This is a genomic window from Myxococcus sp. AB056 (assembly GCF_006547365.1).
GTDB classification, from domain to species: Bacteria; Myxococcota; Myxococcia; order Myxococcales; family Myxococcaceae; genus Myxococcus; species Myxococcus virescens.
On record NZ_VHLB01000012.1, the window covers coordinates 50,619 to 74,788 of the forward strand.

22 protein-coding genes are annotated in these 24,170 nt (G+C 67.9%); 10 read left to right on the forward strand and 12 right to left on the reverse strand.

Annotation, left to right across the window (positions count from 1 at the left end):
* Nucleotides 1–25 precede the first annotated feature (25 nt).
* Nucleotides 26–2,923 (forward strand): CHAT domain-containing protein, encoded by a 2,898-nt coding sequence (locus tag FMP39_RS08070; RefSeq protein WP_228557785.1) that lies wholly within the window; start codon nucleotides 26–28, stop codon nucleotides 2,921–2,923.
* 62 nt (nucleotides 2,924–2,985) lie between these two features.
* Here FMP39_RS08070 and FMP39_RS08075 read toward each other — a convergent pair whose 3' ends face one another.
* Nucleotides 2,986–3,642: a biotin transporter BioY gene (locus tag FMP39_RS08075; RefSeq protein ID WP_141589384.1), complete on the reverse strand. Its 657-nt coding sequence runs from the start codon at nucleotides 3,640–3,642 to the stop codon at nucleotides 2,986–2,988.
* A 242-nt stretch (nucleotides 3,643–3,884) separates the two neighbouring features.
* On the opposite strand from FMP39_RS08075, the gene FMP39_RS08080 reads away from it, so the two are divergent.
* Nucleotides 3,885–4,352: a DUF2147 domain-containing protein gene (locus tag FMP39_RS08080; RefSeq protein WP_011552285.1), complete on the forward strand. Its 468-nt coding sequence runs from the start codon at nucleotides 3,885–3,887 to the stop codon at nucleotides 4,350–4,352.
* Between the two features lie 51 nt (nucleotides 4,353–4,403).
* Here the strand turns inward: FMP39_RS08080 and FMP39_RS08085 are convergent, their stop codons facing one another.
* The 3 genes from FMP39_RS08085 to FMP39_RS08095 form a co-directional block, all read right to left on the reverse strand.
* Nucleotides 4,404–5,888 carry an ammonia-forming cytochrome c nitrite reductase subunit c552 gene (locus tag FMP39_RS08085; protein ID WP_141589385.1) on the reverse strand — a complete coding sequence of 495 codons (1,485 nt, stop codon included), beginning with the start codon at nucleotides 5,886–5,888 and terminating at the stop codon, nucleotides 4,404–4,406.
* Complete coding sequence (nrfH, locus tag FMP39_RS08090) at nucleotides 5,885–6,388, reverse strand: cytochrome c nitrite reductase small subunit (RefSeq protein ID WP_141589386.1); 504 nt, start codon at nucleotides 6,386–6,388, stop codon at nucleotides 5,885–5,887. The genes FMP39_RS08085 and nrfH overlap by 4 nt, the downstream gene beginning before the upstream one ends.
* 638 nt (nucleotides 6,389–7,026) lie before the next feature.
* On the reverse strand, nucleotides 7,027–8,244 hold the full coding sequence (locus tag FMP39_RS08095; protein ID WP_141589387.1) for an MFS transporter: 1,218 nt from the start codon (nucleotides 8,242–8,244) through the stop codon (nucleotides 7,027–7,029).
* A gap of 104 nt (nucleotides 8,245–8,348) precedes the next feature.
* On the opposite strand from FMP39_RS08095, the gene FMP39_RS08100 reads away from it, so the two are divergent.
* The 3 genes from FMP39_RS08100 (at nucleotide 8,349) to FMP39_RS08110 (ending at nucleotide 11,428) form a co-directional block, all read left to right on the forward strand.
* Nucleotides 8,349–9,104, forward strand: coding sequence for a helix-turn-helix transcriptional regulator (locus tag FMP39_RS08100; RefSeq protein ID WP_228557786.1), 756 nt, complete (start codon nucleotides 8,349–8,351; stop codon nucleotides 9,102–9,104).
* 477 nt (nucleotides 9,105–9,581) lie between these two features.
* Nucleotides 9,582–9,764, forward strand: coding sequence for a hypothetical protein (locus tag FMP39_RS08105; RefSeq protein WP_020477576.1), 183 nt, complete (start codon nucleotides 9,582–9,584; stop codon nucleotides 9,762–9,764).
* A 206-nt stretch (nucleotides 9,765–9,970) separates the two neighbouring features.
* The gene (locus FMP39_RS08110; protein WP_228557787.1) at nucleotides 9,971–11,428 is read left to right on the forward strand and encodes a hypothetical protein; all 1,458 of its coding nucleotides are present in this window, start codon (nucleotides 9,971–9,973) and stop codon (nucleotides 11,426–11,428) included.
* 86 nt (nucleotides 11,429–11,514) lie between these two features.
* Here FMP39_RS08110 and FMP39_RS08115 read toward each other — a convergent pair whose 3' ends face one another.
* Nucleotides 11,515–12,018 (reverse strand): hypothetical protein, encoded by a 504-nt coding sequence (locus FMP39_RS08115; protein WP_141589391.1) that lies wholly within the window; start codon nucleotides 12,016–12,018, stop codon nucleotides 11,515–11,517.
* Nucleotides 12,019–12,027: 9 nt separating this feature from the next.
* A complete protein-coding gene (locus tag FMP39_RS08120; protein WP_228556355.1) occupies nucleotides 12,028–12,765 on the reverse strand; it encodes a helix-turn-helix transcriptional regulator in 738 nt (245 codons plus the stop codon).
* A 118-nt stretch (nucleotides 12,766–12,883) separates the two neighbouring features.
* On the opposite strand from FMP39_RS08120, the gene FMP39_RS08125 reads away from it, so the two are divergent.
* Entirely contained in the window at nucleotides 12,884–13,819 is a 936-nt protein-coding gene (locus FMP39_RS08125; protein ID WP_140861626.1) for a DMT family transporter, read from the forward strand.
* Nucleotides 13,820–14,145: 326 nt separating this feature from the next.
* Here the strand turns inward: FMP39_RS08125 and FMP39_RS08130 are convergent, their stop codons facing one another.
* Nucleotides 14,146–14,733, reverse strand: coding sequence for a 2OG-Fe(II) oxygenase (locus FMP39_RS08130; RefSeq protein WP_228557788.1), 588 nt, complete (start codon nucleotides 14,731–14,733; stop codon nucleotides 14,146–14,148).
* Nucleotides 14,734–14,903: 170 nt separating this feature from the next.
* Here FMP39_RS08130 and FMP39_RS08135 point away from each other — a divergent pair, with 170 nt between their 5' ends.
* Together FMP39_RS08135 and FMP39_RS08140 are read left to right on the forward strand one after the other, a co-directional pair.
* On the forward strand, nucleotides 14,904–15,803 hold the full coding sequence (locus tag FMP39_RS08135) for an alpha/beta fold hydrolase (RefSeq protein ID WP_141589393.1): 900 nt from the start codon (nucleotides 14,904–14,906) through the stop codon (nucleotides 15,801–15,803).
* 49 nt (nucleotides 15,804–15,852) lie between these two features.
* Nucleotides 15,853–16,407: an AAA family ATPase gene (locus FMP39_RS08140; protein WP_141589394.1), complete on the forward strand. Its 555-nt coding sequence runs from the start codon at nucleotides 15,853–15,855 to the stop codon at nucleotides 16,405–16,407.
* Nucleotides 16,408–16,566: 159 nt separating this feature from the next.
* Here the strand turns inward: FMP39_RS08140 and FMP39_RS08145 are convergent, their stop codons facing one another.
* Nucleotides 16,567–17,331 (reverse strand): M57 family metalloprotease, encoded by a 765-nt coding sequence (locus FMP39_RS08145; protein ID WP_141589395.1) that lies wholly within the window; start codon nucleotides 17,329–17,331, stop codon nucleotides 16,567–16,569.
* Nucleotides 17,332–17,606: 275 nt separating this feature from the next.
* Here FMP39_RS08145 and FMP39_RS08150 point away from each other — a divergent pair, with 275 nt between their 5' ends.
* Nucleotides 17,607–18,308: an endonuclease/exonuclease/phosphatase family protein gene (locus FMP39_RS08150; protein WP_228557789.1), complete on the forward strand. Its 702-nt coding sequence runs from the start codon at nucleotides 17,607–17,609 to the stop codon at nucleotides 18,306–18,308.
* Nucleotides 18,309–18,485: 177 nt separating this feature from the next.
* Here FMP39_RS08150 and FMP39_RS08155 read toward each other — a convergent pair whose 3' ends face one another.
* The gene (locus FMP39_RS08155) at nucleotides 18,486–20,228 is read right to left on the reverse strand and encodes an amidohydrolase family protein (RefSeq protein ID WP_141589396.1); all 1,743 of its coding nucleotides are present in this window, start codon (nucleotides 20,226–20,228) and stop codon (nucleotides 18,486–18,488) included.
* 198 nt (nucleotides 20,229–20,426) lie between these two features.
* Here FMP39_RS08155 and FMP39_RS08160 point away from each other — a divergent pair, with 198 nt between their 5' ends.
* Complete coding sequence (locus FMP39_RS08160; RefSeq protein ID WP_141589397.1) at nucleotides 20,427–20,687, forward strand: hypothetical protein; 261 nt, start codon at nucleotides 20,427–20,429, stop codon at nucleotides 20,685–20,687.
* Between the two features lie 36 nt (nucleotides 20,688–20,723).
* Here the strand turns inward: FMP39_RS08160 and FMP39_RS08165 are convergent, their stop codons facing one another.
* The 3 genes from FMP39_RS08165 to FMP39_RS08175 form a co-directional block, all read right to left on the reverse strand.
* Nucleotides 20,724–21,530 (reverse strand): glyoxalase, encoded by an 807-nt coding sequence (locus FMP39_RS08165; RefSeq protein ID WP_090489845.1) that lies wholly within the window; start codon nucleotides 21,528–21,530, stop codon nucleotides 20,724–20,726.
* A gap of 125 nt (nucleotides 21,531–21,655) precedes the next feature.
* Nucleotides 21,656–22,888, reverse strand: a complete 1,233-nt coding sequence (locus FMP39_RS08170) for an SGNH/GDSL hydrolase family protein (protein ID WP_228557790.1) — start codon at nucleotides 22,886–22,888, stop codon at nucleotides 21,656–21,658.
* Between the two features lie 341 nt (nucleotides 22,889–23,229).
* Nucleotides 23,230–24,108, reverse strand: coding sequence for a bifunctional 5,10-methylenetetrahydrofolate dehydrogenase/5,10-methenyltetrahydrofolate cyclohydrolase (locus tag FMP39_RS08175; protein WP_141589399.1), 879 nt, complete (start codon nucleotides 24,106–24,108; stop codon nucleotides 23,230–23,232).
* Between the last annotated feature and the right edge of the window lie 62 nt (nucleotides 24,109–24,170).

The following is a 24,170-nucleotide window of genomic DNA, read 5'->3' on the forward strand; positions in this document are numbered from 1 at the left end:
CAACAGAAGGCTCCTCTCCTTCCTGATGGGGGCCATTCTCTCGGTGTGTCCGGCCCTGGCCTTCTCCGCGGCGTCAGGCCGTCCCCAGCCTCCCTCGCTCGAGTCGTGCCGGGCGCGCTTCGCCTCGCAGCCAGAGGGCCGCGAGGCGGCGATGTGCTTCTACCAGTGTGCCCAGGTCACTTCCGCTCGTGACGCTGTGGTGCGCGAGCTGACGGCCTTGATGGAGCGTCACCCTGAGCATGGCTGGCTGCCCCTGGTGCTCGGGCATGTCGAGATGCTGTCCAGCGGCAAGGAGGCGGAAGGTCCCTATCTTCGCGCGGCGCAGACGTTCCGCCGGCTCCAGGATGCGGAGGGCGAGGTGCTGGCGGCCATCAACCTGCGCGCCATCCTCCTGGCTCAAGGACGAACCGAGGAGGCCTGGGATTGGACGCGGCGCGTGGTGGAGGTGGCGAGCGCCTCCGGCCGGCCGGAGCTCCACGCACGCGCGCTCATCGTCGAGGCCAGCCAGCTTTATGAGGTGGAGCTCGACCTGGGCCGGGCCTTCCGTGTGCTCAAGCGCGCCGAGTCGCTCGTCTTCCCGGACGGCGCGGAAGGGCTGAAGAAGCAGTACCTGTCCGTCATGAGTACGGTGAGCGAGCGGCTGGGCCGGTTGGAGGAGGCCTCGGACGTCAATGCCCGGCTGGTGGAGTTGACCCGGAGCACTGGCGACCTCTTCCTGGAAGCGCATGCGCGCTTCACGCTCGCCAACGTCGCGCTGCGGCGGCTCGAGCGTGACCATGTGCCGGCGGACCGGGCGCGAGCGTTGGAGTTGGCGCGGCAGGCCATGGCCGCCGCGGAGAGGGCGGGGAACCCAACGCTGGTGGCCCGGGCGGTGCGTCTCACTGCGGACCTGTTGGGAGACACCCCGGAGGAGCACCGTGAGGCGGTCGCGCTCCTGGAGCGCTGCATGGCGCTCGCGGAGTCGCTGGATTCGGACGAGCGGCGGCTGGCGTGTCTCTGGACGCGCGCGGAGCGGCGGGCAGGCGTGGACCCGGCCGGAGCCATTCAGGACTCGGAGGCGTCACTGCGACTGGTCTCCGAAGGAAACGACCCGCTGTTCCATGCGTTGGCCCTTCGAGGCCGCAGCACGGTGGCGTACCGGACACAGCCATTGCCCCAGGCACTGGAGCATGCCGAGCGCGCCCTGGACGCGCTGGAGGCCCTGCGCCAGACGCAGAGTGACGCCTCCAGCCAGGCGGAGCTGTTCGCGACGTGGGCCCGCGACTACCACCGGCTCGCGGGGTGGACGTTGGAGGCTGGTGGGGCGACGGGCAAGCCCGCCACGCTTCCATTCAGGGAGGCCGTGTCGCGGGCCTTCGCCGTGAGCGAACGGCTCCGGGCGCGGACGCTGCTCGATTCCCTGGTCGCCTTCCGAGCACGCGCGGACTCCGGGGACACGCCCGAGCGCCGGGCGCAACGAAGCGAGGTGCAATCGCGGCTGGTGGTGGTCCAACGCCAGCTCTTGGACCCGTCGCTGACGAGCGCTGGACGCGAGGCGGCCCTGAATGAACTCCAGGCGTTGGAGCACCGCGAGCGGGACCTGCGCCCAGCGCCTCACAAGAGTGTGCAGGAGTTCGCCTCACTGGCGTCCGTGGAGGAGGGGCTGAGGGAGGACGAAGCGCTGCTGGTCTTCCTCGTGGGGGACGACGAGGACCTCTCCGGAACGTCGGCGGGTGGTGCGTGGCTGTTCGTGGTGACACGGGAGGGAACCCACGTCCATCGCATCCCCGAGCGCACGCGGCTCGCGGCGGCGGCCACGCTGTTCTCCGGGCTCGTCGAGCGCAGGGATGACTCCGAGCGCGGCGCGGCGGTGGCGCTTCATGCGCAGCTGCTCGGCCCGGCGCTCGCGGGATTGCCACCCACGGTTCGGCGGCTGCTGTTGGTTCCGGACGGGCCGCTGCATGACCTGCCCTTCGCCGCGCTGCGGGAGCGTCGGGATGGGCCACCCCTGGTCGCTCGCTACGAACTGGCCCTGGTGCCCTCGGCGAGCTTGTGGCGGCACTGGCACGGGGAGGCCCCATTCACGCCTGTCGGTGAGGCGCTGGTGCTGGCGGACCCTGAGTGGGCCCTGGGACAGGGTGTGGCGCGGCCGGCGGCGCGCTCTCGGGCTGGAATCTTCGACGAGGCCGCGCAGCTCGGCGCGCTGCCCGAGGCTCGTCGCGAAGGGCTCGGGGTGGAGCGAGAGCTGCGAGACACCCGCGTCGTCCCCCGGCTGCTGGTGGGCACGGAAGCCTCTGAGCGCGCGCTCAAGAGCGCGGACCTATCGCTGGTCCGGGTGCTGCACATGGCGGCGCACGCCGTGGTGGATGCCGAAGCGCCGGAGCGCTCCGCGCTCGTGCTCGCCCCGGGCGCGGAGGACGAGGACGGCATTCTCCAGCCGCGCGAAATCATCCGGCTGCATCTCGATGGCGCGCTGGTGGTGCTGTCCGCGTGCCGCAGCGCCTCCGGAGTGGTGCTTCCGGGAGAGGGCGTGCTGAGCCTCGCGCGGGCCTTCTTCGAGGCGGGCTCGAGCGCGGTGGTGGCAAGCTTGTGGCCGTTGCGCGACGCGGAAGCGGCGGACCTGGTGGAGCATTTCTACCGGCACCTGGCTACGGGCTTGAGTGTCTCCGCGGCGCTGCGGGCCGCACAGCTCGAGGCCATCGACGCGGGTCTGCCACCTGCGGCCTGGGCAGGGCTGGTGGTGCTCGGCGACGCCGCGCTGGTGGCCGCAGCGCCTCGCGAGGATGGTTCGCCCATGGTGCCTGGACTGGCTGGAGCGCTTGTCATTGCCGCGGCGCTCCTCGGGCTCCTGGCGTTGCGGCGCGGGGGCCGTTCAAGCTCCGAACGTTCCACGCCAGTGGGACGCGCGGGAGATGCCCGAGGTCACCGATTCAGCGGTCGATGAGTTCGCTGGCCGCCTTCTTCATATGCGCATCGGCGACGAAGCATGGGGCTGACGTCGAGGCGTCAGACCTTGCGCGGCCCCACCAGCCGCCACGCGAGGGGCAGCAGCACGGCGGCGATGGCGGCCTTGAGGAGCCCTCCAGGAAGGAAGGGGGTGAAGCCGACGCCAACGGCCTTGGCCACGCCGAGCCGGGCGGACAGGACAAGCCAGGGCAGGCCGACCGCGAAGACAGCCAGCTGACCCACGGCAAAGAGCGGCAGCGCGGTCCACGGCCGCCGGTCGAATCCACGCTGCGCCGCCAGTCCCACCAGGATGGCGGCTGGAACGAAGCCGACCAGGTAGCCACCGGTTGCTCCCAGGATGCGTTCCAGGCCGCTGGCGCCCTCCGCGAAGAAAGGCAGGCCCACCGCGCCCATCAGGAGGTACAGGAGCTGCGCGGCCATGCCTCGCATGGGGCCGAGCGCCGCGGCAGCGACGATGACGCCCAGGGACTGACCCGTGATGGGAACAGGTGAACCGGGTACCGAAATTGAGACCTGCGCGAGCCCCGCGGTGAGCAGCGCGCCGCCGAGCACGAGCGCCACGTCGTGGGCCCGGGAACGCGCGAGCGCATCGGCGAGCACGCGGGGGCGAGGGCGGGCAGTGGCGGCGAGCGTCAGGCGGAGCCTCCAGAATCGGACACCGCGAGGACACGGCGCGCCGCTGGGGTACACGCTCATGTCTCGAGGTGCAACGCCGGAGAAACCCGCATTCCTCCGTCGAGTTTGCTCCTGGGAGCGCCTGGGCGACGTCGATAACACCGCGATGAGACAGCCATGACGCGAGGCGGCACGTTTGAGCGGCGCACCGCGTGCCAGGAAGGGCTGCGTGCCGGCACGGCGGTGGAGTACAAACGAAGTGATGCGGGGCTTGGACGCATGGGGCCTCCTGCGTGAGCCCCCGCGCGGAAGGACACCAAGAGATGAACGCAACCCGCTGGTTTGGACTCGCTTCCCTGACCCTGCTGCTGGCCTCGAACGCCTTCGCCGAGGACAAGGCCCCCGCCGCGACCAATGCCGCCGTTGGCCGGTGGACGACCATCGATGACGAGACGAAGAAGCCCAAGTCCGTCATCGCCATCTACGAGGAGAACGGCAAGCTGTACGGGAAGATCGAGAAGCTCTTCCGCGAGCCCAAGGAAGAGCAGAACCCGCTCTGCGACAAGTGCGAGGGCTCGCTGAAGAACCAGCCCATCATCGGGATGACCATCCTTCGCGACCTGAAGAAGGATGATGACGAGTGGTCCGGCGGGAGCATCCTCGACCCGGCGAATGGCAAGACCTACAAGTGCAAGGTCGCCGTCGAGGATGGCGGCAAGAAGCTGAAGGTCCGCGGCTACGTCGGCATGTCGCTGCTGGGCCGCACCCAGTACTGGGTGCGCGCCGAGTAGCCGCTTCGGCGGACGGCGGAAGCGGACACCTCCCGCTTCCGCTCGCCGTGCCTACTTCGAGCCTTGCTGCGTCTCACCCGCGCCATCCGCGGACACTGGCGTCAGCGGCGCCGGAGCGCCTTGAGGCCGCGTGGTGGGGCTGGTGGAGGCGCCACCACCGGGACGCAGCGCGTTCTGGCCCAGGCGCGAGAAGTTGATGGAGTTGCTCAGGATGCGCACCGCCTCCTGGTCCGCGTGGAAGCCCATGGAGTTCTCCGCCTCCACGAAGTCCAGGTAGAACTGGGCACGCTTCTGAAGGTCTCTCGCCTTGGCGAGCGCCTCGTCGGACAGCCCCGCCTTCTGCGCGGACTCGATGTCATGGATGAGGTCCACCAGCGCATCCATGGCGATGTTCCGCGTCTCGAAGGTGCGCGTCTGGATGGTCTCCGCGCGCTGGAGCAGCTCCGCCTCGCTCCACTTGTGGCACGTCTGGCACGCGCGGTTGATGTTCAGCAGCGGGCTGCGCACCTGGTGGTCGCTGACCTTCATCGCCCCCTCGCGCATGAACGGCATGTGGCAGTCCGCGCAGGCCACGCCGCTCTTCGCGTGGATGCCCTGGTTGTACATCTCGAACTCGGGGTGCTGCGCCTTCAGCACCTTGGCGCCCGTGAGCTCGTGCGTCCAGTCGGAGTGCCCGTCCTCATCGTAGTAGGCCATGATCTGATCGATGTTGATGCCCTTGGCCCAGGGGTACGTGAGGCGCTTCTCCTTGCCCTTGAAGTAGTACTCGACGTGGCACTGCCCGCACACGTAGGTGCGCATCTCCTGGCGCGTCGCGTCCTGATTCACCCGGAAGTTGGGAACGCCCTGGCTGGCCTTGAGCGCGGCGATGCCCTCGATGAAGCCAGGCCGCGTCACGCGGAGCTGCATCGTGGTGGGGTCGTGGCAGTCGATGCATGAGACGGGGTGCTCCACCAGCTTGCGCGCCTCTATGAAGGGCATCTGGTTCATCTTCTCGAAGCCCTTGATGAGGTCGCCGTCGCCGAGCTTCTTGTAGGGCACGTACACGCTGGCGTGGCAGTGGATGCAGGTGCCCGGCTGCTGCGTCACGTGCTGGCGCTCGGTGTAGACTTGGTCGTCCAGCATGTGCGCGTGGCCGCGCTCCTCGCGGAAGTCGGTGGCGAAGGCGTAGCCGCTCCACATCGTCACCAGCCGTGGGTCCTCCTCGAGCCGGCTCTGTGCGACGACGGTGCGTGGGTCCGCCTGGGACGGCGTGCGCGCCACGGCTTCACTGCCGCCATAGCGGGTGCGCTTCTGGTCCACCGTGCGCTTGTAGCTGTCGTACTGCAGCGGGAAGTTCCGCCCCCACACCTCCGGGTCGGTGATGGTGTCGTCCAGCTCCACCACCCGGTAAAAGGGATTCTTCGCCTCCTGCTTGCGCTCCATGATGTTGACCAGGAGCGCGGTGACGCCAGCGGCGGCCAGGGCGGCAGCCACTGCCACGGCAATCACCAGCTTGACGCCGCTGAAGCGCCGTTGCTTCTCGGGCTCGGTCATCGTTCAACCTCCTGATGGATGAGTTCGGGGTTCCCGGAGCCTTCGGGGTGCCCCACGGAGTTGTGGCAGGTGAGGCACTGCAGCGAGTCTGCGTGGGGCGTTTCGATGCTCTCCACGAGGCTGGCGTGGCAGTTCCGGCAAGCGTTCTCCGTCACCTGCCGGTTGGCGGGGCGGATACGGATGGGGTCCGGGAAGGTGCCGGTGGTGAAGTAGAAGGAGTGCCAGAAGCCGTTGCTCGCCTTGTTGAGGTACTTGGGCACCAGCGCTGCCGGCGTGTGGCAGTCGTTACAGGTGGCCACCGCGTGGTGGCTGCTCTTGCGCCAGCCGTCGTACTGCTCGGTCATGATGTGGCAGTTGGCGCAGGCGGCTGGATCGTCATGCAGGTAGGCCGCGCCCTTCGCGTACGCGAAGGTGTAGCCACCGATGCCAATGGCCGAGCCCAGGGCGAGCCCCAGGGCCACTGCCAGGAGTGTGCGGGAGGCCGAGGACACGTTGAACACCGTATCAACGGTTGTGCAGACGGCTAGCCCCATCTCGCAATCGCGTGCGAATTTCCGCGCCGTTTGGGAGACCAGAGCCGGGTTGCGAAATTTTTGCGCCCATGCGGGAGGCGCGCAGCATTTGCGTCGCATAACACGCCAAGTGGTAGCGACGACAGGCTGGCGTTGAGCGTGCCGCGCAGCTCGCGCAGCAGCAGGTACGCGCCGAGTGACTGCTGGGCCTCAACGATGTCCACAAGGGAGGCGGTGCGCCGCGTGGCTGTGCACGCCGTCCGTGTTGAGGATGATGGCCTCGATGTCCGCCAGCATGGGGGACAGGGCCGGACCAGGACAGTCGAAGCCTCGGCGCGTGGGGCGCGGTGGCCACGTCGGCGACGCTCAGACGGAGGAACCTCCATCCGGTGTTGGAGCAACGGGGCGCCTGCATCGCGTCCCTCAGGGCAGTCCAACGCAATGACGGCCTGCTTGCGCTCGGCCAGGACAACCCCGAATACCTCCGAGAGGAACCCCCGCACCTGCTCTTCGTCGATGGCCACCATACGCTTCCTGGTGGCCGTCCTTCTGCCCAGGCGCCAGCTCCCTCGCACGTGGCGGCCAGGCAGGCGCTTGCTGATCCACTTGCTAGATGACGGGAGCCCTCAGCTCCGACCCCCTCCTGACGAACTACACAGGATTCGGGACTTGCCCCCCGGCGGCGACTCCTCACTCAACGCTCCTCTGCACCTCATTGGCCGGACGCTGACGATCGCCGCCAGCAGCGCGCAGACGGCCAAGGCAAAATCTAGGCGCTGCCCGTAGCCGGCAATCACCAGTCCCGCCCCGAGGAGGTTGTAGTAGAAGAGACTCAGGACTGCGCCAGCAGTTCCGAACCGATCAGCATAGGCTCGCAGGGCGATGGCCAGCACATTGGGGATCGCGACGGCATATGCGGACGAGATCAGCGTCACGCCGCTCAGGAAGGCCAGGCTCTGCGGCAGAAGCGCGGTGAGCAGGATGACGAGCGCGGTCCCCGCCCCCAGGAGGAGGACGCCGAGCGCGATCAGCGCTTCCGCCGTCCAACCGCGGCGCAACAGGGCACGGTTCATCAGCGCCCCCGCCAGCGCACCGGCGGCGAGCAGGAAACCGCTCTGGCCGAATGAGAGCCAGGGGTTCTCCAACCCGGCAAAGAGGAAGGGGCCAAGCTGGTACCAGGCGAAGATCGCGGCATTGAATGCGGCGATCAGCAGGGTACAGCGCCAAATGCCGGGATCGCGGAGCATGACTCGGAAGGTGGGCCAGAATGGGGCGACAGACAAAGTAGCGGGGCGGGTTTCAGGCCAGCGCCAGAGACTCAACCCGAGCATGAACGCCGCAAGCAGGCCGAGGGCCGCGAAGACGCCACTGTGACCGGCCTTGGCCGCGAGCAGTTGGCCTGCGAAGAGGCCCACCGCCGGGCTGATAGCCAGCGCCAGCCCAAGCACCGCGAAGACCCGGCCCAGCTCCGGCCCAGCATGGCTATCGCGTAGCGCGGTCTGGGTAACGATCGATCCAACCGCAGCCCCGAAGGCGGAAATAAGCCGTGCGGCCAGCAAATGTGAGAAATCACTGGCGACCATGGCCCAAGCCGCACCCGCCGCATAAAGCGCAAGGCCCGCAAGCAGCGCCGGGCGGCGGCCCCACAGATCGGAGAGCCGGCCCCAGGCCACCACGCCGAAAGCGAAGGCTGCGAACCAGAGTGACAGCGTCTGGCCCGTCTCGGCTGGGGTGACGCGATAGGCCGTAGCGATCAGCGGCAGGGCTGGGCTGTAGATGGTTTCAACGATCTGCGGAAAGCTCAGGAGCAGAATGGCGAGCAGGAACGGCGGACGGGGGGACATGGCAACCTCAACGACGATTCGCCATCACGTCTAGCCGTTCGGGCCTCCGCGTATTACAAACGGAAAGACAATTTCCATCGGAAATCGGACAAGTGCCCTGGCTAGTGCCCAGCGACCCTTTCGACCCCGACCAGCAGGCGGCGCCGGTCAGCGGCATCGCCTCGCTGCTGGTGCGCCACGATTCCGGCCTGCACAGCCATCAAAGAGGGCAGCTCCTCTTCGCCTACGCCGGCTCGATCCGCATTGCGCTACCCGGCATGATTTCGATGCTGCCGCCGATCCGGGTTGCATGGATTCCGCCGGCGACCGCGCATCGCGTGTTGATCCGCGGTGAGGTGGAATATCGCTCGATCTATCTCGACACGTCCCGCATCGCGCCCCCGACCGAGGGGTCGGCGATCCTGTCGATGACACCGCTTCTGCGTGAGGTGTTCGAACGGATCAGCCATGCGCCCTTTGAGACCGACTGGAACCAGGGGGCTGCGGCGAACCTGCTGGCGGTCTGCCTTGATGAGCTGCGGACGGCCCGGCGCGAGCCGATGCTCTTGCCGGTGCCGAGCGATCCGCGCCTCTCGCGGCTCAATCTTGACGAATTGCCGCCCGAACTCTCTGGGCTCGCGAACCTGGTGGGAGCCAGCGCTCGCACGATCACTCGCATCTTCCGGCGCGAGACCGGTATGAGTTACCAGGCTTGGCGGCAGAGCTGGCGGCTTCTGCGGGCGGTGGACTTGCTGGCCTCGGGAGAGAACGTGAGCGGGGTGGCCTTCGATTTGGGCTTCGCCAGCGACAGCGCCTTTATCGCCTTTTTCCGCCAGATGACCGGCGAAACGCCAAGGCGGTATCTGCGCGGCAGGACATGACCACATAGAAAGCCAAAGCATGCTCAGTTTCGAGGGTTCTCGTCGTGGGGGGCGAAGATGGCACCCGCCAACTTGCCACGGCGGAGGCATACGCGCCCTGAGCGAACGGCCTCTCTGAAGGTGGCATCCCCCCACCGCTGGGAGCTGACGGCAAGCCGAGGCCGGTCAGGTGCGGGAGCGCCGCTTCGGTAGACAGGTTGGCTCCGCTAGCTGCTTCCGCCCCTCAACCGTTCGCACGTACTCCACAGGGCTTTCCACTGGCGGCGCTGAAGGTGGGCACCGCGCCTCGCGTGGCATTCGAGGCGCGGTGCTTCGTCGAGACGAGCTGTTGACCCGTGCGGGACGGGCGACTGCGGGGCCCACCCGGCGTTCACCGTCATCCGCTCCATCGCGCGTACGGTGACGTAGGGCACGAAGCCCGCGGCGCGTGAGCGGGTGTATGCATCCGCGACGTGCGCGGAGTGCGTGGCGTAGTCGGTGGACTGGTGTCTGGCCACCAGCTTCGGCGAGGCCACGGCCCAGGAGCTGTTGGACACCTACGGCCGGCGCTTCACCACGGAGGAGACGTTCCGGGACGTGAAGGACCTCAAATTCGGAATGGGCCTGAAGGCGGTTCGCGTGAAGACGCCGGAGCGCAGGGACAGGCTGCTGCACATCTGAGGGGATGCCTCAGGGAATGCCCCGCATCGCGCAAGCATCATCCTGGCACCGGCGCCGACAGGCCCGTCATGACAGGAATGTCACGGCAATCCCGACTATGAGGCCAAGGGTGTGTCGGAAACCCTTGAAAACACCGGGGGTCTGGGTTGGCGCGGTCGTTGCTGATGCGGGGGGCACTGTCTACCCACCCCAAGGAGCAACGCCCCATGCAGAACTCCAGGTCCTGGCTCGCGGCCGTCGCGGCTGTCGCATTCGTCGCGACGGGCTGTGATTCCGATGAAGCTCCCGATGCGAAGAAGGTCGCCGACATCGCCGCTTCCCGCTCTGCGGAGACGCTGCGAGGTGTCAGCAGCAGCATGAAGACCGTGAGCGGCTTGTCGACGCTCAATGGCCTGGACGACGCGATGGCGCTGTTCGGTGCGGGCTTCGAGGGCGTGCCGCTTCCGGGGCGGCAGGTGGGCGACGAAGGCGAGGCGCTGTCCACCTTGTTCGACGCGGATGAAGTGGACGCGCAGGCGGGCGAGATGGAGCGGTTCCTGCGCGAGCGCGTCTTCACCGAGGCCAACGTGGAGTCCACGGAGGACAACGCCACCGTCTTCCGCTTGAAGGGCGAGCAGATCTGCACGGACGGCAGAGCGCCTGCGGACGCGGACTGTGTCCGCTTCGTGGATGATGCGCAGCTGCGCGTTCGCGCGACGAACCTGGGGGACGACTCCCTGGAACTGGAGTTGCTCATCGGCGCGAACCGCGCGGAGCCGCTGGCGCTGCGCTTCCTGCCGAAGACCGTCTCGCTGGTGGTGGACCTGGGCGGCCTGAAGAGCGCGGTGGAGCAGCTCGACGCCGAGTCGGCGGGGTTCCTGCCGAAGGTGATGGTGGGGCAGGTCGAGCTCAAGGCGACGAAGGAGGGCGAGTCGCACTGGATTGTCAGCGCCTCCATCCTGGACGCGCTGCGGCTGGAGCTGGCGCTGGAGGGGAGCACCTTCGCGTTCTCCTCCGCGCGGGCCGCGCCGCTCGTGTCGTTCGAGGCGGACGGTCAGGCGAAGCGCGCGCGCTTCTCGCTGGACCTCAACACCACGGAGGTTCGCCTTCCCTACTCGGGGTTGGCGCCGGCGCTGCGTGGCAAGGATTGGACGGTGTCCCTGGCCGGCATCTCGTACTCCGTCGAGGCGACGGAGAATCAGACGGACTTCGTGGTGAAGAACCTGGGCCTTGGCGACGCGCAGACCCACGTGAGCCTGGGGAACGACAAGCTCTTCGCGCTGGACCTCAACGAGCAGTCGGGTCGGCACTTCGACGTGACGCTGACGCGCGGGGCGGACGGCGCGCCGCTGCTGAAGGTGCAGCCGGAGTTCGACCTGGTGACGCGCTTCTACCTGGCTCCGCTGAAGGCGGACCCCGCGTCGGAGATCCCCGCGGCGTATGAGGACGCGACCTATCGGCTGCGTCTCAGCGGGGGCGCGGGGGGACCGAGCCTGCGCGCGGCGCCCGCCAACAGCGCCACGGGCTTCAAGGGCGGCCTGGAGGTGGTGACGGGCGAGCTGCTGCTCTCCGCGAATGACTCGCAGGTCGTCGTCGCCCAGGGGCAGTGCCTGGTGGGTGCGGAGCCGGCTTCCGAAAACGATGCTTCGCTGTTGTCGTACCTGCGGCAGGGCAGCTGCGAGTAGTCCTTCAACTCTTCGATGCCGCACGTGAGGGCCGCGCCCATTCCAAGGGGGGCGCGGCCCTCGTTTTTTCAGCGGGCGATGGGGGCTCACTCCGGTGGGACTTGTTCCTGGCGTGTGAGGACCACTTCCCGGGCTGCATCGTCGAACGAGAGCACGGTGGCTTCCACGCGGGCGTCGAGCGGGGGAGGGGTGGGGTTGTCGTGTGGGTGGTTCCAGGAATTGATTCGCCCGGGGAAGGTGACACCGATGTCGAGGTGACAGTCGAAGGAATCGCGCAGGATGACGGTGCCTTGGACCTTCGTTGCGACAGGAAGCCGTTCCTTCAGGTCCTCCCACGCCTGGGCTCGGTCCCGAGTCCAGTAGCGTCCGAGACGAGGGCGCAGTTGCTTCCGCCGGGACCAACGGTCCTGCGTCAGGACGACCCAGAACAGTCCACTGCCAATGAGCGGGCCGGGAAACAGGCCCAGGACGAAGCCCCCCACCGCGCCTGCCCCAGCGCCCAGGACGCCCGCCCATTGGTAGCCGAACACCGCGCCCACGCCGCTTCCAACAACGGCCCCTGTCAGGGATGAGCATTCAATGAGATTCATGTGCGACCCTCACGAGGCCACGAAGCCGTGGCCCCGGACCTTGTCTGGCGTGGTGCCTGTCATCCGCCGGAACATCGCGATGAAGGCGGAGGCGCTGCTGTAGCCCAGGTCGAGCGCGATGGCCTCCACGGAGTGGCCCTGCTCTAGCCGCGCGAGCGCCTTGACCACGCGCAGCCGCTGGCGCCACTCGCTGAACGACAGCCCCAGGTGCTGCTGACAGCGCCGCTCCAGTGTCCGCTCCGTGGTGTGCAGCACCCGCGCCCATTCGGCCAGGGAGCGCTCATCCTCCGGGTGCTGCTCGAGCGCAGTGAGGACCGGCTCCAGGAGCGAGTCATCGGACATGGGCAGGTAGCTCCCATGGGTGGGGGCCAGCGTCAGCTGGTCGATGAGCACCCGGAACAGCCGGCGCTCGGCGCTCGTGCGAGGCTGCGCCAGCTCATGCGCGCGGAGGTGCTCCAGCAATGACTTCACCAGAGGGCTCACCGCCAGCGCGCACGTCGTCTTGGGCATGCCCCGGCACCACGCCTGCGCGAGGTAGAGCGAGCAGTGGCTCGCCTCGAAGCGGTTCATGCCTCGGTGCTCCACGTCGGGTGGAAGCCAGATGCCGTACTGCGGTGGCGCCAGGTAGTGGCTGCCAGCCAGCTTGAGTTCCATCACCCCGCTGAACGCGTAGACGAACTCACCCCAGGGGTGCCGATGCCGGGGGTACGTCGCCGCGGCAGGCAGGCTCGCCGTCCGGAAATACACGGGGTGTGGAAGGTTTGTGGTGAAAGGAACCTGGAGCTGCTTCGCCATGGCGCCTTCTCGGGATGGGTTGTCGGAATCTCGCTATATCAATCAGCCCCGCCATGCGCAGGATGGTCGCATGAGTTCTCATCGGAAACCCGCGGACGGCTTCGCGCTCGCGAGCATGCTCGCGTTGTGCGCCATCTGGGGCATGCAGCAGGTGGCCGTCAAGCTGGCCGCTCCCCACATCCCCTCCATGATGCAGATGGCGGTGCGCTCGGGTGTGGGCGCGCTGCTGGTGGGGCTGTTGTGCTGGGTGCGCGGCGAGCGAGGGCTCTTGCGCCGTGGCCCCTGGCGTCCAGGGCTCGTGGTGGGCGCGCTCTTCGCCCTGGAGTTCCTCTTCGTCGGCGAGGGACTGCGCCACACCCACGCGTCGCACATGGGCGTCTTCCTCTACACCGCGCCCATCTTCGCGGCCCTGGGCCTGCACTGGCTCGTGCCTGCCGAGCGGCTGCGGCGCACGCAGTGGTTGGGCATCGCCGTGGCTTTCGCGGGCATCGCGCTGGCCTTTGGCGGTGGCTGGCTCCAAGGCGACATCAGCCCGGGCGTGCTCTGGGGCGACGCGCTGGGGCTGCTGGCAGGACTGGCCTGGGGGGCCACCACCGTGGCCATTCGCGTGTCGGCGCTGTCTGATGCGCCCCCCACCCAGACGCTCCTCTACCAACTGGTGGGCGGCGTCGCGCTCCTGCTGCCGGTGGCCCTGCTCACCGGTCAGGCCGGCCCGATTTCAATGGCGCCCATTGCCTGGGCAAGTCTGTTGTTTCAGGGCGTCATCGTCTGCTTCGCCAGCTATCTCACCTGGTTCTGGCTCCTGCGCCGCTATCTTGCCTCCAACCTGTCGGTCTTCTCCTTCATGACGCCGCTGTTTGGCGTCAGCGCGGGCATCCTGGTGCTGAATGAGCAGGCGGATGGCTTCTTCGCCGTGGGGGCCGTGTTGGTGCTCACCGGGATTCTCATCGTCAGTGGTTCGAGCCTGCTTCGGCATCAGCCCGCGCTGAAGACGGGGACGACCTGAGCCTTCTGCGCCGGATGGCACGGACTTCCGGGGCGGATGTCGGACCCGACGGCGCGAGGCACCTGGAGACGTCGCGGCGGGAGTATCTACGCTCCCTTCAACTGGCTCAGCGTGAAGGGCGTGCGGTCCCAGGTCCCGCCGGGCATCGCAATCTGGGATGAGGCCGTCGCCGTCGAGGGAACGCCGCTGGTGCTGTTGATGGTGAGTGAGCCCGCGGCCTGCGTGCTCGTTGATAGAGCGTCAGGTGCGCAACCTGGGTCTTCCCCTGGGTATTGAAGGTGATGCCCAGCCTGGCTGCTGCGCGTTGTATCAGGCACCACTCAAGGTCATGAGGCCGGGCGCCGATACATGAGGTCGGTGCGCAGCGCGTACTTGCGGCCCTGGGTGACGGTGGCGCCCTCGTGAAGCAAGCGGTGATTGAAGAGCAGCGCGCTGCCCGTGCGCGGCGTCACGGAGTGCCCAAGCGACAGGAAGTTCGTCGCGCCTCCGCCCGGACATTCATTGAGGTAGACCATGAAGGTGAGGAGGCTCCGCTCGTCGCGAGTCCTCACGAAGGCGCCGTCGAAATGCGGGGCGAAGTATTCACCCACGTTATACCGGTAGCAGCGCAGGCGCTCATTGGCACCACAGAGAGTCCACTCATGTTCGAGCCGGTGCGGCACATGCGGAGCGGCACGCTCGAACAACGTCTGCGCCAAGGGGACGTCGTCGAACATCACCCGGGAGTTGTTCCGGATATCGGGGCGCATCACGAAGCCCGCGGAGGTGGTGATGGGGGCCGCCGTGGGCCCCTCTGCTTCAATCCGTTCGATGAGCGCGGCGCACTCCTCCGCGCTGAGCAGGTCACCCAGGACGATGACGAGCGGGTTGTGCGTACCGAGCACATCATCCGGGTTGGGCAGAACGGGCGTCATGGTCATCGCGAGGCGGAATGAGGGGGCGGCCGCGGCCGGGCCGTGGGGCGGACTCTATCCCGGTTGACCCGCGAGCAACCGGGCGACGGCATCTGGCATCCATCCACGGGGTGCCTCCTGGGTGACTAGGTTTTCGCCGAAAGGCAGGCGCGGGTCAGGGAGGTTCATGCATGCCGGCGGTCCATCACAGGACGGTGGAAGTGGAGGGTCTCGAGATCTTCTACCGCGAGGCCGGGCCCGAGGATGCTCCGGTGGTGCTCTTGCCGCACGGCTATCCGTGCTCGTCATTCCAGTTCCGCAACCTGCTGCCAGCGCTCTCGGACGCATGGCGGCTCATCGCGCCGGACGCGCCGGGCTTCGGGTACAGCGCGACGCCGGACCCGAGTCGCTTCAGCTACACGTTCGACGGGTACGCACGCTTCCTGGAGCGGTTCGTGGAGACGCTGGGGCTCAGGCGCTACGCGCTGTACCTGCATGACTACGGCTCGCAGTTTGGCTTCCGGCTGGCACTGCGTGCGCCCGAGCGAGTCGCGGCGCTCGTCATCCAGAACGGCGACATCTACGTGGACCAGTTCGGGCCGAAGTACCGGATGCTGAAGGAGTCCTGGGCGAATCCGACGCCAGAGCGCCGAGCGAAGTTGATGGCCGCGGTGAGTGAGGACGGCTTCCGGGACGAGTTCATCGGCGAGATTCCCGAGTGCCTCGTCGACCGCGTCAGCCCGGATCTGTGGACGTTGTCCTGGTCCCTGGTGGAGCGCTTCGGCCGGAAGGAGAACCTGGTCCACCTCCTGGAGGACCAGCGCACGACGCTGGCGTGGATGTCCCGCTATCAGGCGTATCTGCGCGAGTATCAACCCCCGACCTTGATTCTGTGGGGGCCCCACGACGGCTACATGCCGGAGGGCGCCGGACGCGCGTACCTTCGAGACGTTCCGGCCGCCGAGCTGCACGTCCTGGACGCGGGACACTGGGCGCTGGAGACGCACCTGGACGAAATCGCGTCCCACATGCGGGGCTTTCTCCAGCGCGTGCATTCGGTGCACAGGGAGAGCAGCGCCTACCTCTTGTGAAAGCCGCGAGCGGTTTCGTCGGTGAATTCGAGACGCTACGCTGAGGTCCATGAAGGCGAACCGAATCGTCCTCGTGTCGGGCCCGTCAGGTGCTGGCAAGTCCACCGTGGCACGTGGACTCGCGGAGCAGTCTCCCCTGGCGCGTGCGGTCCACCTGCATGCCGACGATTTCTATGCCTACATCCGCAAGGGTGCGCTGGCGCCCTGGCTGCCAGAGTCCCACGCTCAGAACACCACGGTGATGAAGGCCCTGGCGGCGAGCGCGGCGAGTTATGCCGTGGACGGGTATGAGGTCATGGTCGATGGCGTCATCGGCCCTTGGTTCTTCGAGCCTTGGCTTGCCGCCGCCCGGACGCATCGGCTCGACTTGCGCCTCATCGTCCTGCTTCCGGGCGAAGCGGAGACGGTGGCGCGTGCCTCGAGGCGTGTCCACGCGGACGCACTCACCGACGCCGACGTGGTGCGCAACATCTGGCGCGGCTTCCGCGAGGTGGCCCTCCCCGAGGGGCATGTGCTCGACACCAGCAATCAAGACGCCGCGGAGACCGTGGGCGCTGTGCGCCGTGGGTTGACGGACGGGCGCTTCCGGCTGGAGTCACCGTAGGGCCTCGGTGCGTTCCGCGCGATCGTTGGCCCTCCAGCAGGGCCTTCAGTCGTTCCAGGCCCGCTGTGACGGCTTCCGCGTCCCGACCAAACGCCTCTGCGGACATACCGCGGCGGCGGATGATGCGCCTCTTGTGCAGGCGCATCATCCCGCAGCATCTCAGTACATGAAGTTCAACGCGACGATGTCGGAAGGGGTGAACTCACCGTCGGTGCCAGACGGGTAGCAGGTATTCATGATGGACCCGCCTGGCGTTGCCCCCGTTGGCGTTCCGGGGATGTGCAATGCGCCCGTGCCCGTCGGCTCCATCGCGCCACTGCCACAGCTGATGCTCGGGTTGAAATGGTCCGTGTGGCGGAGGCCCAGCGTGTGGCCCAGCGCATGGGTGATGACATGCTCATTCACGTCTACGCCGTAGCTGTTCAGGCCGGTGCCAATCGAAATCGCCCCATAGGGAAGTCCTCCTGAGGGAAAGCCCGCGACGTGACCACTCCCCGCCATGGTTTTCGCGGTGATGTTCGCGGTACAGCCGGTGGCCGGGCCTCGAACAAAGGTAATCCTGAGTCCCAAGACATTGTAGTTGGCGAGTGCCATATCGAGACCTTGGATGAGCCGGACATAGCTCCGGAACTCCGTCGTGGGATTGACGCAAATCCTCGTCACGCTGGAGCCGACGATGTTGGTCGTCATGTAGTGCTCTTTGCTTCCCTCTCCGCGCTGGAGCATCTCCCGGGAGGCCGTGAGTGGCACATGTGCGTCGCCCCCGACGTAGACGGCGTCATCGACGACGGTGATGTCGTCGGGGCGAAACCCTGCCTCGGTCAGATTGGAGAGGAGTTCAGCGTTCCCTGCATGGGAGTCGGGCCCGCAGCCGGACAGCAATACGCCACAGTTCAACATCAGGACTGCCGCTCTCTTGAACATGGTTCGATGGGCTCCTGTCGTGAATCGGGTTTCTGCGCTGCTCGCTCAAGCAAAGCATGGCGGAAGTCGAGGCGGCACCGTGCCTGGCCACTCCCTGGGTGACTCCCGTCACCCATCATGCAGGAGGCTGACCATGACGGGCCGGTGCGGCTTCCCTGCCACAGGCACGGGACTTGCTGTGGACTGTGGAGATGTGTCTCTCCAGCCTCACGCTCACGTGGGTCCTTTCCCTCCAGGAAAGTGCCGCGCCTTCACCGCCCAAGCCAGTCACGGTGATGACCTACAACGTCCTCTACTCCGCTCCCGAGGAGGACGTGCAGAAGTCGCTCGATGTCATCGAGAAGGAGGCGCCCGACATCCTGTGCCTGCGTGAGCTGACGCCGAGATTCGCCAGGGCCTTTCGGAAACGACTGGGGAAGCAGTTCCCCCACGTGCGGCTGGTGCCGCGAAAGGGAACCTGGGGTGTGGGTATCGCCAGCCGGTATCGGCTGCTGCGAACGGAGCACTTCCCCCAGACGCCACACCGGATGCCCGCGCTGGAGGCGGACGTCCGGCTCGGTGGGCATTGGGTGAAGGTGGCCTGTGTGCACCTGATGGCGCCAGGTGCCAGGCATCAGCGGGCAGATGACCTGCTCACTTCCATGGAGAAGAACGCGGTGCTTCGGAAGAGCCAGGCGGAGGCGCTGGTGCGGCGCTATGCGCGGTGGCGAGGACCGGTCCTGCTGCTGGGGGACATGAATGAAGGCCGCTCAGGCGAGGCCATGGAGGCCTTCGCCTCCGCGGGTTTCCAGCACGCTTGTGACGGGCCGGATGCCGCCTGCGGTGCCACCTGGCCTGGCTCTGCCTCCATCCTCCCGAGCGTCGTCGAAATCGACCATATCCTTGGCCGCGAACTTCGCCTGAGCGGTGCGAAGGTGCTGCGTGCGGGAGGCTCGGACCACGATGCGGTCCGGGCGACGCTGGACTTTCCACCGTGACGTTCCGTGGACCGGGGCCCGGTTCGCAGTTGTTTCATCGCTTGAGGCGACGGAAGGTGAGGGCACGGCGGGAAGCGCGCCGCGCCCACCAGGACTGTGGGCAGCCTGGGAGGGATTGGCTGCTGGCGCAGCAACGGGCCACCACGCCTTGATTTCAGGTCCGGCGTGCTCCGAGCCTCAAGCCTGGGCGCGCAGCACGCCGCCGAAGCCGCGCTCGCGGCCCAGGGCCGGAGACACGCCGGCTTCATTCACCGCTTCGCGCCCGGAGATGAGCACCGCCTTCACCGCGGCGTCGTTGCGGTTGACCAGGCGGACGAAGCCCCCGAAGTTCTCCATGGGCGCCTCGGCCACCTTGTCGAGCTTCGCGTCCAGGCCGTCGGGTTGGATGACCACCAGGTCCGCGCGGCGGCCCTCCGCGAGCACACCCGCATCCAGGCCGAACCATCCGGCCAGCTCCCCGGTCAGCCGGTGGACGGCGCGCTCCACGCTCATGAAGGGCTCGCCGCGCTTCTCCGCCTCGCGCACCAGCCGAAGCAGCCGCAGGGGGAAGTTGTAGTGCGCCATGTTGCGCAGGTGCGCCCCGGCGTCCGAGAAGCCCATGAGGATGTCCGGATGCCGGCAGATGCGCTCCAGCTCCTCGCGCCGGTCGTTGGCCATCACCGTGTACCAGCGCAGGGAGTCTCCATGAGCAGAGATGAGGTCCAGGAAGACGTCCACCGCGTCACGCCCCTGCTCCTTCGCCACCTGGGCGAAGGACTTGCCCACCACGCTGGCGTCGGGGCACTGGAGGATGCGCGACTCGTTGAAGTCCCGGTGGAAGGCCCGCGGAAGGAAGCGGTTCGTCCACTCGCGGCGGAAGCGGCTGCGGTACTCCGGCGTTCGCAGCAGCCCCGCGCGTGAGGCGGCGTCCTGGAGGTGGAGGGCGGCGGCGCCCGCGCCGAACTCCTCGAAGACGACCAGGTCGATGCCGTCCGCCCAGAGGTCGAAGATTTCGGGCAGGGCCTGCCACCGGAAGTCCGCCCCCAGCAGCCGGTTGGCCACCTGGGACAGCACGCCGATGAGGCGGTGGATGCCCCGGTTGGCGCGCGTGTCCATCATCGAGATGACGGTCGTCTTGAGGCTCGGGCGGAACAACCCGATGCTCTCCAGGAAGAACAGCACCACGTTCACCTTGGTGCTGATGTTGGGCACGCCCTGGAAGACACGGCCTCGTTCGCGGAGCAGCCGCGTCAGGCGGCGGTATTCGCTCCAGCGGGCATAGGTGGACGGCAGCGGGCGGCTGCGGATGTCGCGCGAGCCGCCCATCTTGTCCCACTTGAGCGTCATGATGGACAGGCCCACGTAGCCGAGCTCGAGCCCTTCGCGCACCAGGGACTCCATGGCGCGCAGCTCGTCCTCCCGTGGGCGCAGGCCGGGCTCCAGGCTGCGGTGCAGGCCCATGGTGTGGGCTCGCAGCGCGGAGTGTCCCAGGAAGGACGCCACATGGGGGCCCAGCGGCAATTGCTCCAGGTGCGTCAGGTAGTCGCCGAGCGTGTTCCACGTCTTGCGCTCCTCCAGCAGCGACCGGACAGTCTCGTAGGGAATGGCCTCCACGCGGCAGAACATGTCCGCCAGGTCCTCGGGCGTGCCCAGCGCGAGGCTGAGCGAGCAGCTTCCCATCAGCACCGTGGTGACGCCGTGTCGCACGGACTCCGACAGCGAGGGCGCCAGCTCCACCTCCGCGTCGTAGTGCGTGTGGCAGTCGATGAAGCCCGGTGTCACCCAGTGGCCGGTGGCGTCGATGACACGCGTATGCGGGGCGCGCGGAATCGGTGCTTCCGAAAGCGTGGTGACAGTGTTTCCCCGGATGCCCACATGGAGCTTGCGCGGGGGATTGCCCAGACCATCGAACACGAGGCCGTTCTCGACGATGAGGTCCATGCACGGAGCCTAGGCCCCGTCGATTGTCAGCTTCCACCCAGAAGACGCGCCGACAGTTCTCTCCCGCACATGCTGGCGTGGATGGCATTGCCTGGGCGCACCAGGGGAGCGCTCGGCCCCCGGGCAGCCGCTCCGCAGGGGCGTGACTACCTTGGCCTGCGGAAGGTGCGAACGCACCAAGAGCCAAGGAGGCGTGCAATGCAAGGCAAGGGTTGGAAGTGGCTCACGCTGGTGGGCCTGGGGGCGTCGCTCGCGGCGTTCACCGGGTGCAATGAGCAGTCCGCGCGGGAGAACTCGCGGCAGGTGGGCCGTGAAGTGGGGGAGGCGACGAAGGAGATTCAGGAAGGCGCCCGGGAGGCCGCGAAGGAAGCGCATGGCGCGGCCCGGGAGGCGGCCCAGGGGTTCAAGGAAGGCCGAGGCGGCTCGGGGAATCCCGACGCCGGAGTCGACGCTGATTGAGGATGCGCGCGAGGGACTGGTGCGAGGCTTCCGACGCTAGCGCCGCCGCCGCGGGGAACCCGTGCGTTGGGACGGCGCCGGGTCGGGCCTGGTTCGGGCGAGCCAGTCCTCCAGGCGCTCCGCGGCCTTCAGCTCGTCGGACAACTGGCTCCGTGCCTCCTCGGGAAGGGGCAAGGCCTGCAGTTGCTGCTTCAAGGCACGTCCCGTCGTGGCATCCCCCAGGGCAATCGCCAGCTCCATTCGGGCGGCCAGGGCACGAACGCGGTCCACCACGGGCGCCTCCGCCTCATACCTGGCGAGTCCGATGTCGAGCGCCCGCGCGGCGGCTTTGTCGTCATTCTTGAACTCACGCAGGATGCGCGCGTTGTCGATGGCCTTCGCCAGTCCCGTGAGCTTCTCGGAGCCGCCGTACTCCAGGTCCTCCGGCTCATCGCGCTGGATGAAGATGATGTTGTTGCCGGCGGGGTCAATCAGCGAGAAGCGGCTCTGGCCGGGCCTGAACCGGGTGATGCGAGGCCTGCCCGTGGCCAGCACCTTGCCGTACTTCGCGCGCAGCGCGTCCGTGAAGGCCCGGTGGTAGGGCTCCACCGAATCCACCATGACCAGGCAGCCACCCGAGTTCTCTTCGCTCGGGTCCAGGCTCTTCGCGCCCTTGCCGAAGTGCAGCTCGATGTCACTCCAGCGCAACGCCAGGTACAGGTACGGCTTGGTCATCTGGTACGTCACGGTGAAGCCGAGCGCCTGGTAGAACGCCAATGTTTCGTCAGCCGAGACGCAGGGAAGCAACGGAACAGTCGTTTCCTTCCCGCTGATGGCGGTGGCCTTCGTCTCATGGGTAGGCATGGCCCGATGATAAACGAGCGAGGTTGCCGGGGCACCTCTTCGCGTCATGCGCCAAGGTGCCTGTGCCTGCGTATGGCGGCGCTATGAGACGCACATGCGTGGCGGCTCGCGGCGCACGAAGCCGCTCAGGGCCGCACGACGTCCCGGATGAACCGGGTCAGCGCCTCCGCCATCTTCTGGTGTGTGGCCGCCGACGGGTGCCAATCCTCGCCAACGCCGTCCACGTTGGGATTCTGCACGGCCATGACGTGCCGGTAGACGCGGGCGTCTCCCTGTTGCTGTCGCTCTGCTACCAGCTCGGTGAGCCAGTCACCGACATGGACCGAAGTCGTCGTGCCGTTCTGCTCGAGCTGCTTGTGGCCGTCCGACATGCTCCCCAACGTGCAGACGAGATGGGCGCGCGGGTGGAGCGTCCGCAGCCGCGTGAGGAACGCGCGGTAGGCGGATTTGAAGGCCGCTTCGTCCGGAAGGTAGGCGTCGGTGCCGCTGCCGGCGAACGTGTCGTTGGTCCCCGCGTTGACGACAATCACATCGGGCGATGGGCCAGAGAAGTCCCAGGCGACGCCGTGGCCGGGGACCGCGAGCTCGTAGAGCGCGGGCACCAGGCCGGACGTGGACATGTCCAGGTTGCGGTACACCCCGTGGCCCGAATAGCAGATGAGCACCGCCTCCGCGCCCAGGTTCCCCGCCGTGAGCCAGGCATAGGTGCGCCGGGGGTTCTGGTTCTTCGACGTGAAGGTGGGCGCGGTCCAGGAGGGCGAGTCCGGGATGAGGGCGACGTCGCTGCCGTATCCACAGGTGACGGAGTCCCCAACGAACTCCATCCGGAGTCCCGAGCGGGCGGGCGGCTCCCGGAGCTCGCCATGGACTTCCAGCGCCACGAGCTCGCTGTGGCCGACCAGGGACTCGGTGCGCTTGATGAGTTCCACCGTGTGCAGCCCCACCTCCAGGCCGGTGGCGAGCAGGTAGCTGGACTGATGGCGGCTCACCGCGAGCTGGCGCGCGGGCGCCCCGTCAATCACGACATCGAAGTAGGTGGTCCCCACCTCGCCACCCTGGCCCGCGTCGTGGAGCTCCATCCGAACGGCGTCTCCCCAGAAGCGGGCGCGGATCGTCACCCCGGGGTGGGAGAAGACGACGCCGGTATCCGAACGGTACGTCCGGCCGAGGTACTGCACGCGTGCGTCGGAGGCGGGAATGCGCACCCACGCCAGTGCACCCGCGTCGGGCGCGAGCGGCGGGGTGTGCGAGGCTGACTTGCACCCACTCACCAGCAGTCCGACTCCCACGCTGGCGAGCAACAGGCCGCGCGCCAGGGCCGCGCCGATGCCACGCACCGCATGAAGGGTGTTCCTCATGCGCTCAGTGGATATCGCAAGATGGACACGCATGCGCTGGGGGAGCAGGGCACCCGGGCGTCCAGGGGCGGCAGCGCGGGCATCGGGCGCCGTGCCGACACGAGGCTCGGCACGGTGCCACACGGCGCGCTACGGGCCGGTCAGCCGGTGGAGCGGGACGGAGGGGCGGCTCCACGTCCCGCCGGGGAAGCTCATGTTCAGGGAGGACGGCATGGCGCTCGGAATGCCCGCCGCGCCGTTGGTGGTGAACGTCCCCGCGGGCGTCGAGCGATTGCTTCGTGGCCGTGCGAGTCCGCCGCCGGGCCTGGCGGCGTACGTCCAGGCCCGGGCCGCTGGCGGGCTCACCGGGCCTGGGCCTGCCGCGCGGCCTGGAGCGTGTTCGCCAGCAGCATGGTGATGGTCATCGGCCCCACGCCGCCGGGCACCGGGGTGATGGCGCTGGCAATGGGCAGGATGGCATCGAAGTCCACGTCCCCCACCATGCGGTAGCCGCGCGGCGAGCTCGCGTCGGGCACGCGGTTCTGCCCCACGTCGATGACGACGACGCCCGGCTTCACCATGTCCGCGGTGATGAGGTTCTGCTTGCCCACCGCGACGATGAGGATGTCCGCCTGCCGCGTGTAGGACGCGAGGTCCGGCGTGTGGCGGTGGGTGATGGTGACGGTGGCGTCAGGGCCCGGCGCCATCAGCAGCGACGCCAGCGGCTTGCTGACGATGAGGCTGCGGCCCACGATGACCACGTGCTTGCCCCGGGTGGGGATGTCCTCGCGCCGGAGCATCTCCATGATGCCGGCGGGGGTGCAGGGCACGAAGGCCCGGGGGTCTCCGACGAAGGCGAGCCCGGCGTTCACCGGGTGAAAGCCATCCACGTCCTTCGCCGGATGGATGTGCTCCAGGACGGCCTTGTAGGGCAGGTGGGCTGGCAGCGGCAGTTGCACCAGGATGCCGTGCACGGACGGGTCGGCGTTCAGCCGGTCGATGACGGCGAACAGCGCCTCCTTCGACACGTCCTCGGGCAGCGTCAGCGTCTGGCCGCGCATCCCCAGGGCCTCGCACGCCCGCGTCTTGCTCGCGACGTACGCCTGGCTCGCGGGATTGTTGCCCACCAGCACCACGGAGAGCCCGGGTGTCACGCCTGCGGCCTGGAGCGCCGCGACGTCCTGGGCCATCTCCGCCCGCATCACCCGGCTGATTTCGGTTCCATCGAGGGTCCGCGCCATGCGCGGCTTCTTACGCCAGATTCTCCAGGTTGGCGCAGCGCTTCTTCGCGGTGACCACCCCG

What these genes read in the sequence shown, in the direction of transcription:
- FMP39_RS08070 (WP_228557785.1), top strand. Translation starts at nt 26, where the DNA reads ATGGGGGCCATTCTCTCGGTGTGTCCGGCCCTGGCCTTCTCCGCGGCG.
- FMP39_RS08075 (WP_141589384.1), bottom strand. Translation starts at nt 3,642, where the DNA reads ATGAGCGTGTACCCCAGCGGCGCGCCGTGTCCTCGCGGTGTCCGATTC.
- FMP39_RS08080 (WP_011552285.1), top strand. Translation starts at nt 3,885, where the DNA reads ATGAACGCAACCCGCTGGTTTGGACTCGCTTCCCTGACCCTGCTGCTG.
- FMP39_RS08085 (WP_141589385.1), bottom strand. Translation starts at nt 5,888, where the DNA reads ATGACCGAGCCCGAGAAGCAACGGCGCTTCAGCGGCGTCAAGCTGGTG.
- FMP39_RS08095 (WP_141589387.1), bottom strand. Translation starts at nt 8,244, where the DNA reads ATGTCCCCCCGTCCGCCGTTCCTGCTCGCCATTCTGCTCCTGAGCTTT.
- FMP39_RS08110 (WP_228557787.1), top strand. Translation starts at nt 9,971, where the DNA reads ATGCAGAACTCCAGGTCCTGGCTCGCGGCCGTCGCGGCTGTCGCATTC.
- FMP39_RS08115 (WP_141589391.1), bottom strand. Translation starts at nt 12,018, where the DNA reads ATGAATCTCATTGAATGCTCATCCCTGACAGGGGCCGTTGTTGGAAGC.
- FMP39_RS08125 (WP_140861626.1), top strand. Translation starts at nt 12,884, where the DNA reads ATGAGTTCTCATCGGAAACCCGCGGACGGCTTCGCGCTCGCGAGCATG.
- FMP39_RS08130 (WP_228557788.1), bottom strand. Translation starts at nt 14,733, where the DNA reads ATGACGCCCGTTCTGCCCAACCCGGATGATGTGCTCGGTACGCACAAC.
- FMP39_RS08135 (WP_141589393.1), top strand. Translation starts at nt 14,904, where the DNA reads ATGCCGGCGGTCCATCACAGGACGGTGGAAGTGGAGGGTCTCGAGATC.
- FMP39_RS08140 (WP_141589394.1), top strand. Translation starts at nt 15,853, where the DNA reads ATGAAGGCGAACCGAATCGTCCTCGTGTCGGGCCCGTCAGGTGCTGGC.
- FMP39_RS08145 (WP_141589395.1), bottom strand. Translation starts at nt 17,331, where the DNA reads ATGTTCAAGAGAGCGGCAGTCCTGATGTTGAACTGTGGCGTATTGCTG.
- FMP39_RS08150 (WP_228557789.1), top strand. Translation starts at nt 17,607, where the DNA reads ATGACCTACAACGTCCTCTACTCCGCTCCCGAGGAGGACGTGCAGAAG.
- FMP39_RS08155 (WP_141589396.1), bottom strand. Translation starts at nt 20,228, where the DNA reads ATGGACCTCATCGTCGAGAACGGCCTCGTGTTCGATGGTCTGGGCAAT.
- FMP39_RS08160 (WP_141589397.1), top strand. Translation starts at nt 20,427, where the DNA reads ATGCAAGGCAAGGGTTGGAAGTGGCTCACGCTGGTGGGCCTGGGGGCG.
- FMP39_RS08165 (WP_090489845.1), bottom strand. Translation starts at nt 21,530, where the DNA reads ATGCCTACCCATGAGACGAAGGCCACCGCCATCAGCGGGAAGGAAACG.
- FMP39_RS08170 (WP_228557790.1), bottom strand. Translation starts at nt 22,888, where the DNA reads ATGAGGAACACCCTTCATGCGGTGCGTGGCATCGGCGCGGCCCTGGCG.
- FMP39_RS08175 (WP_141589399.1), bottom strand. Translation starts at nt 24,108, where the DNA reads ATGGCGCGGACCCTCGATGGAACCGAAATCAGCCGGGTGATGCGGGCG.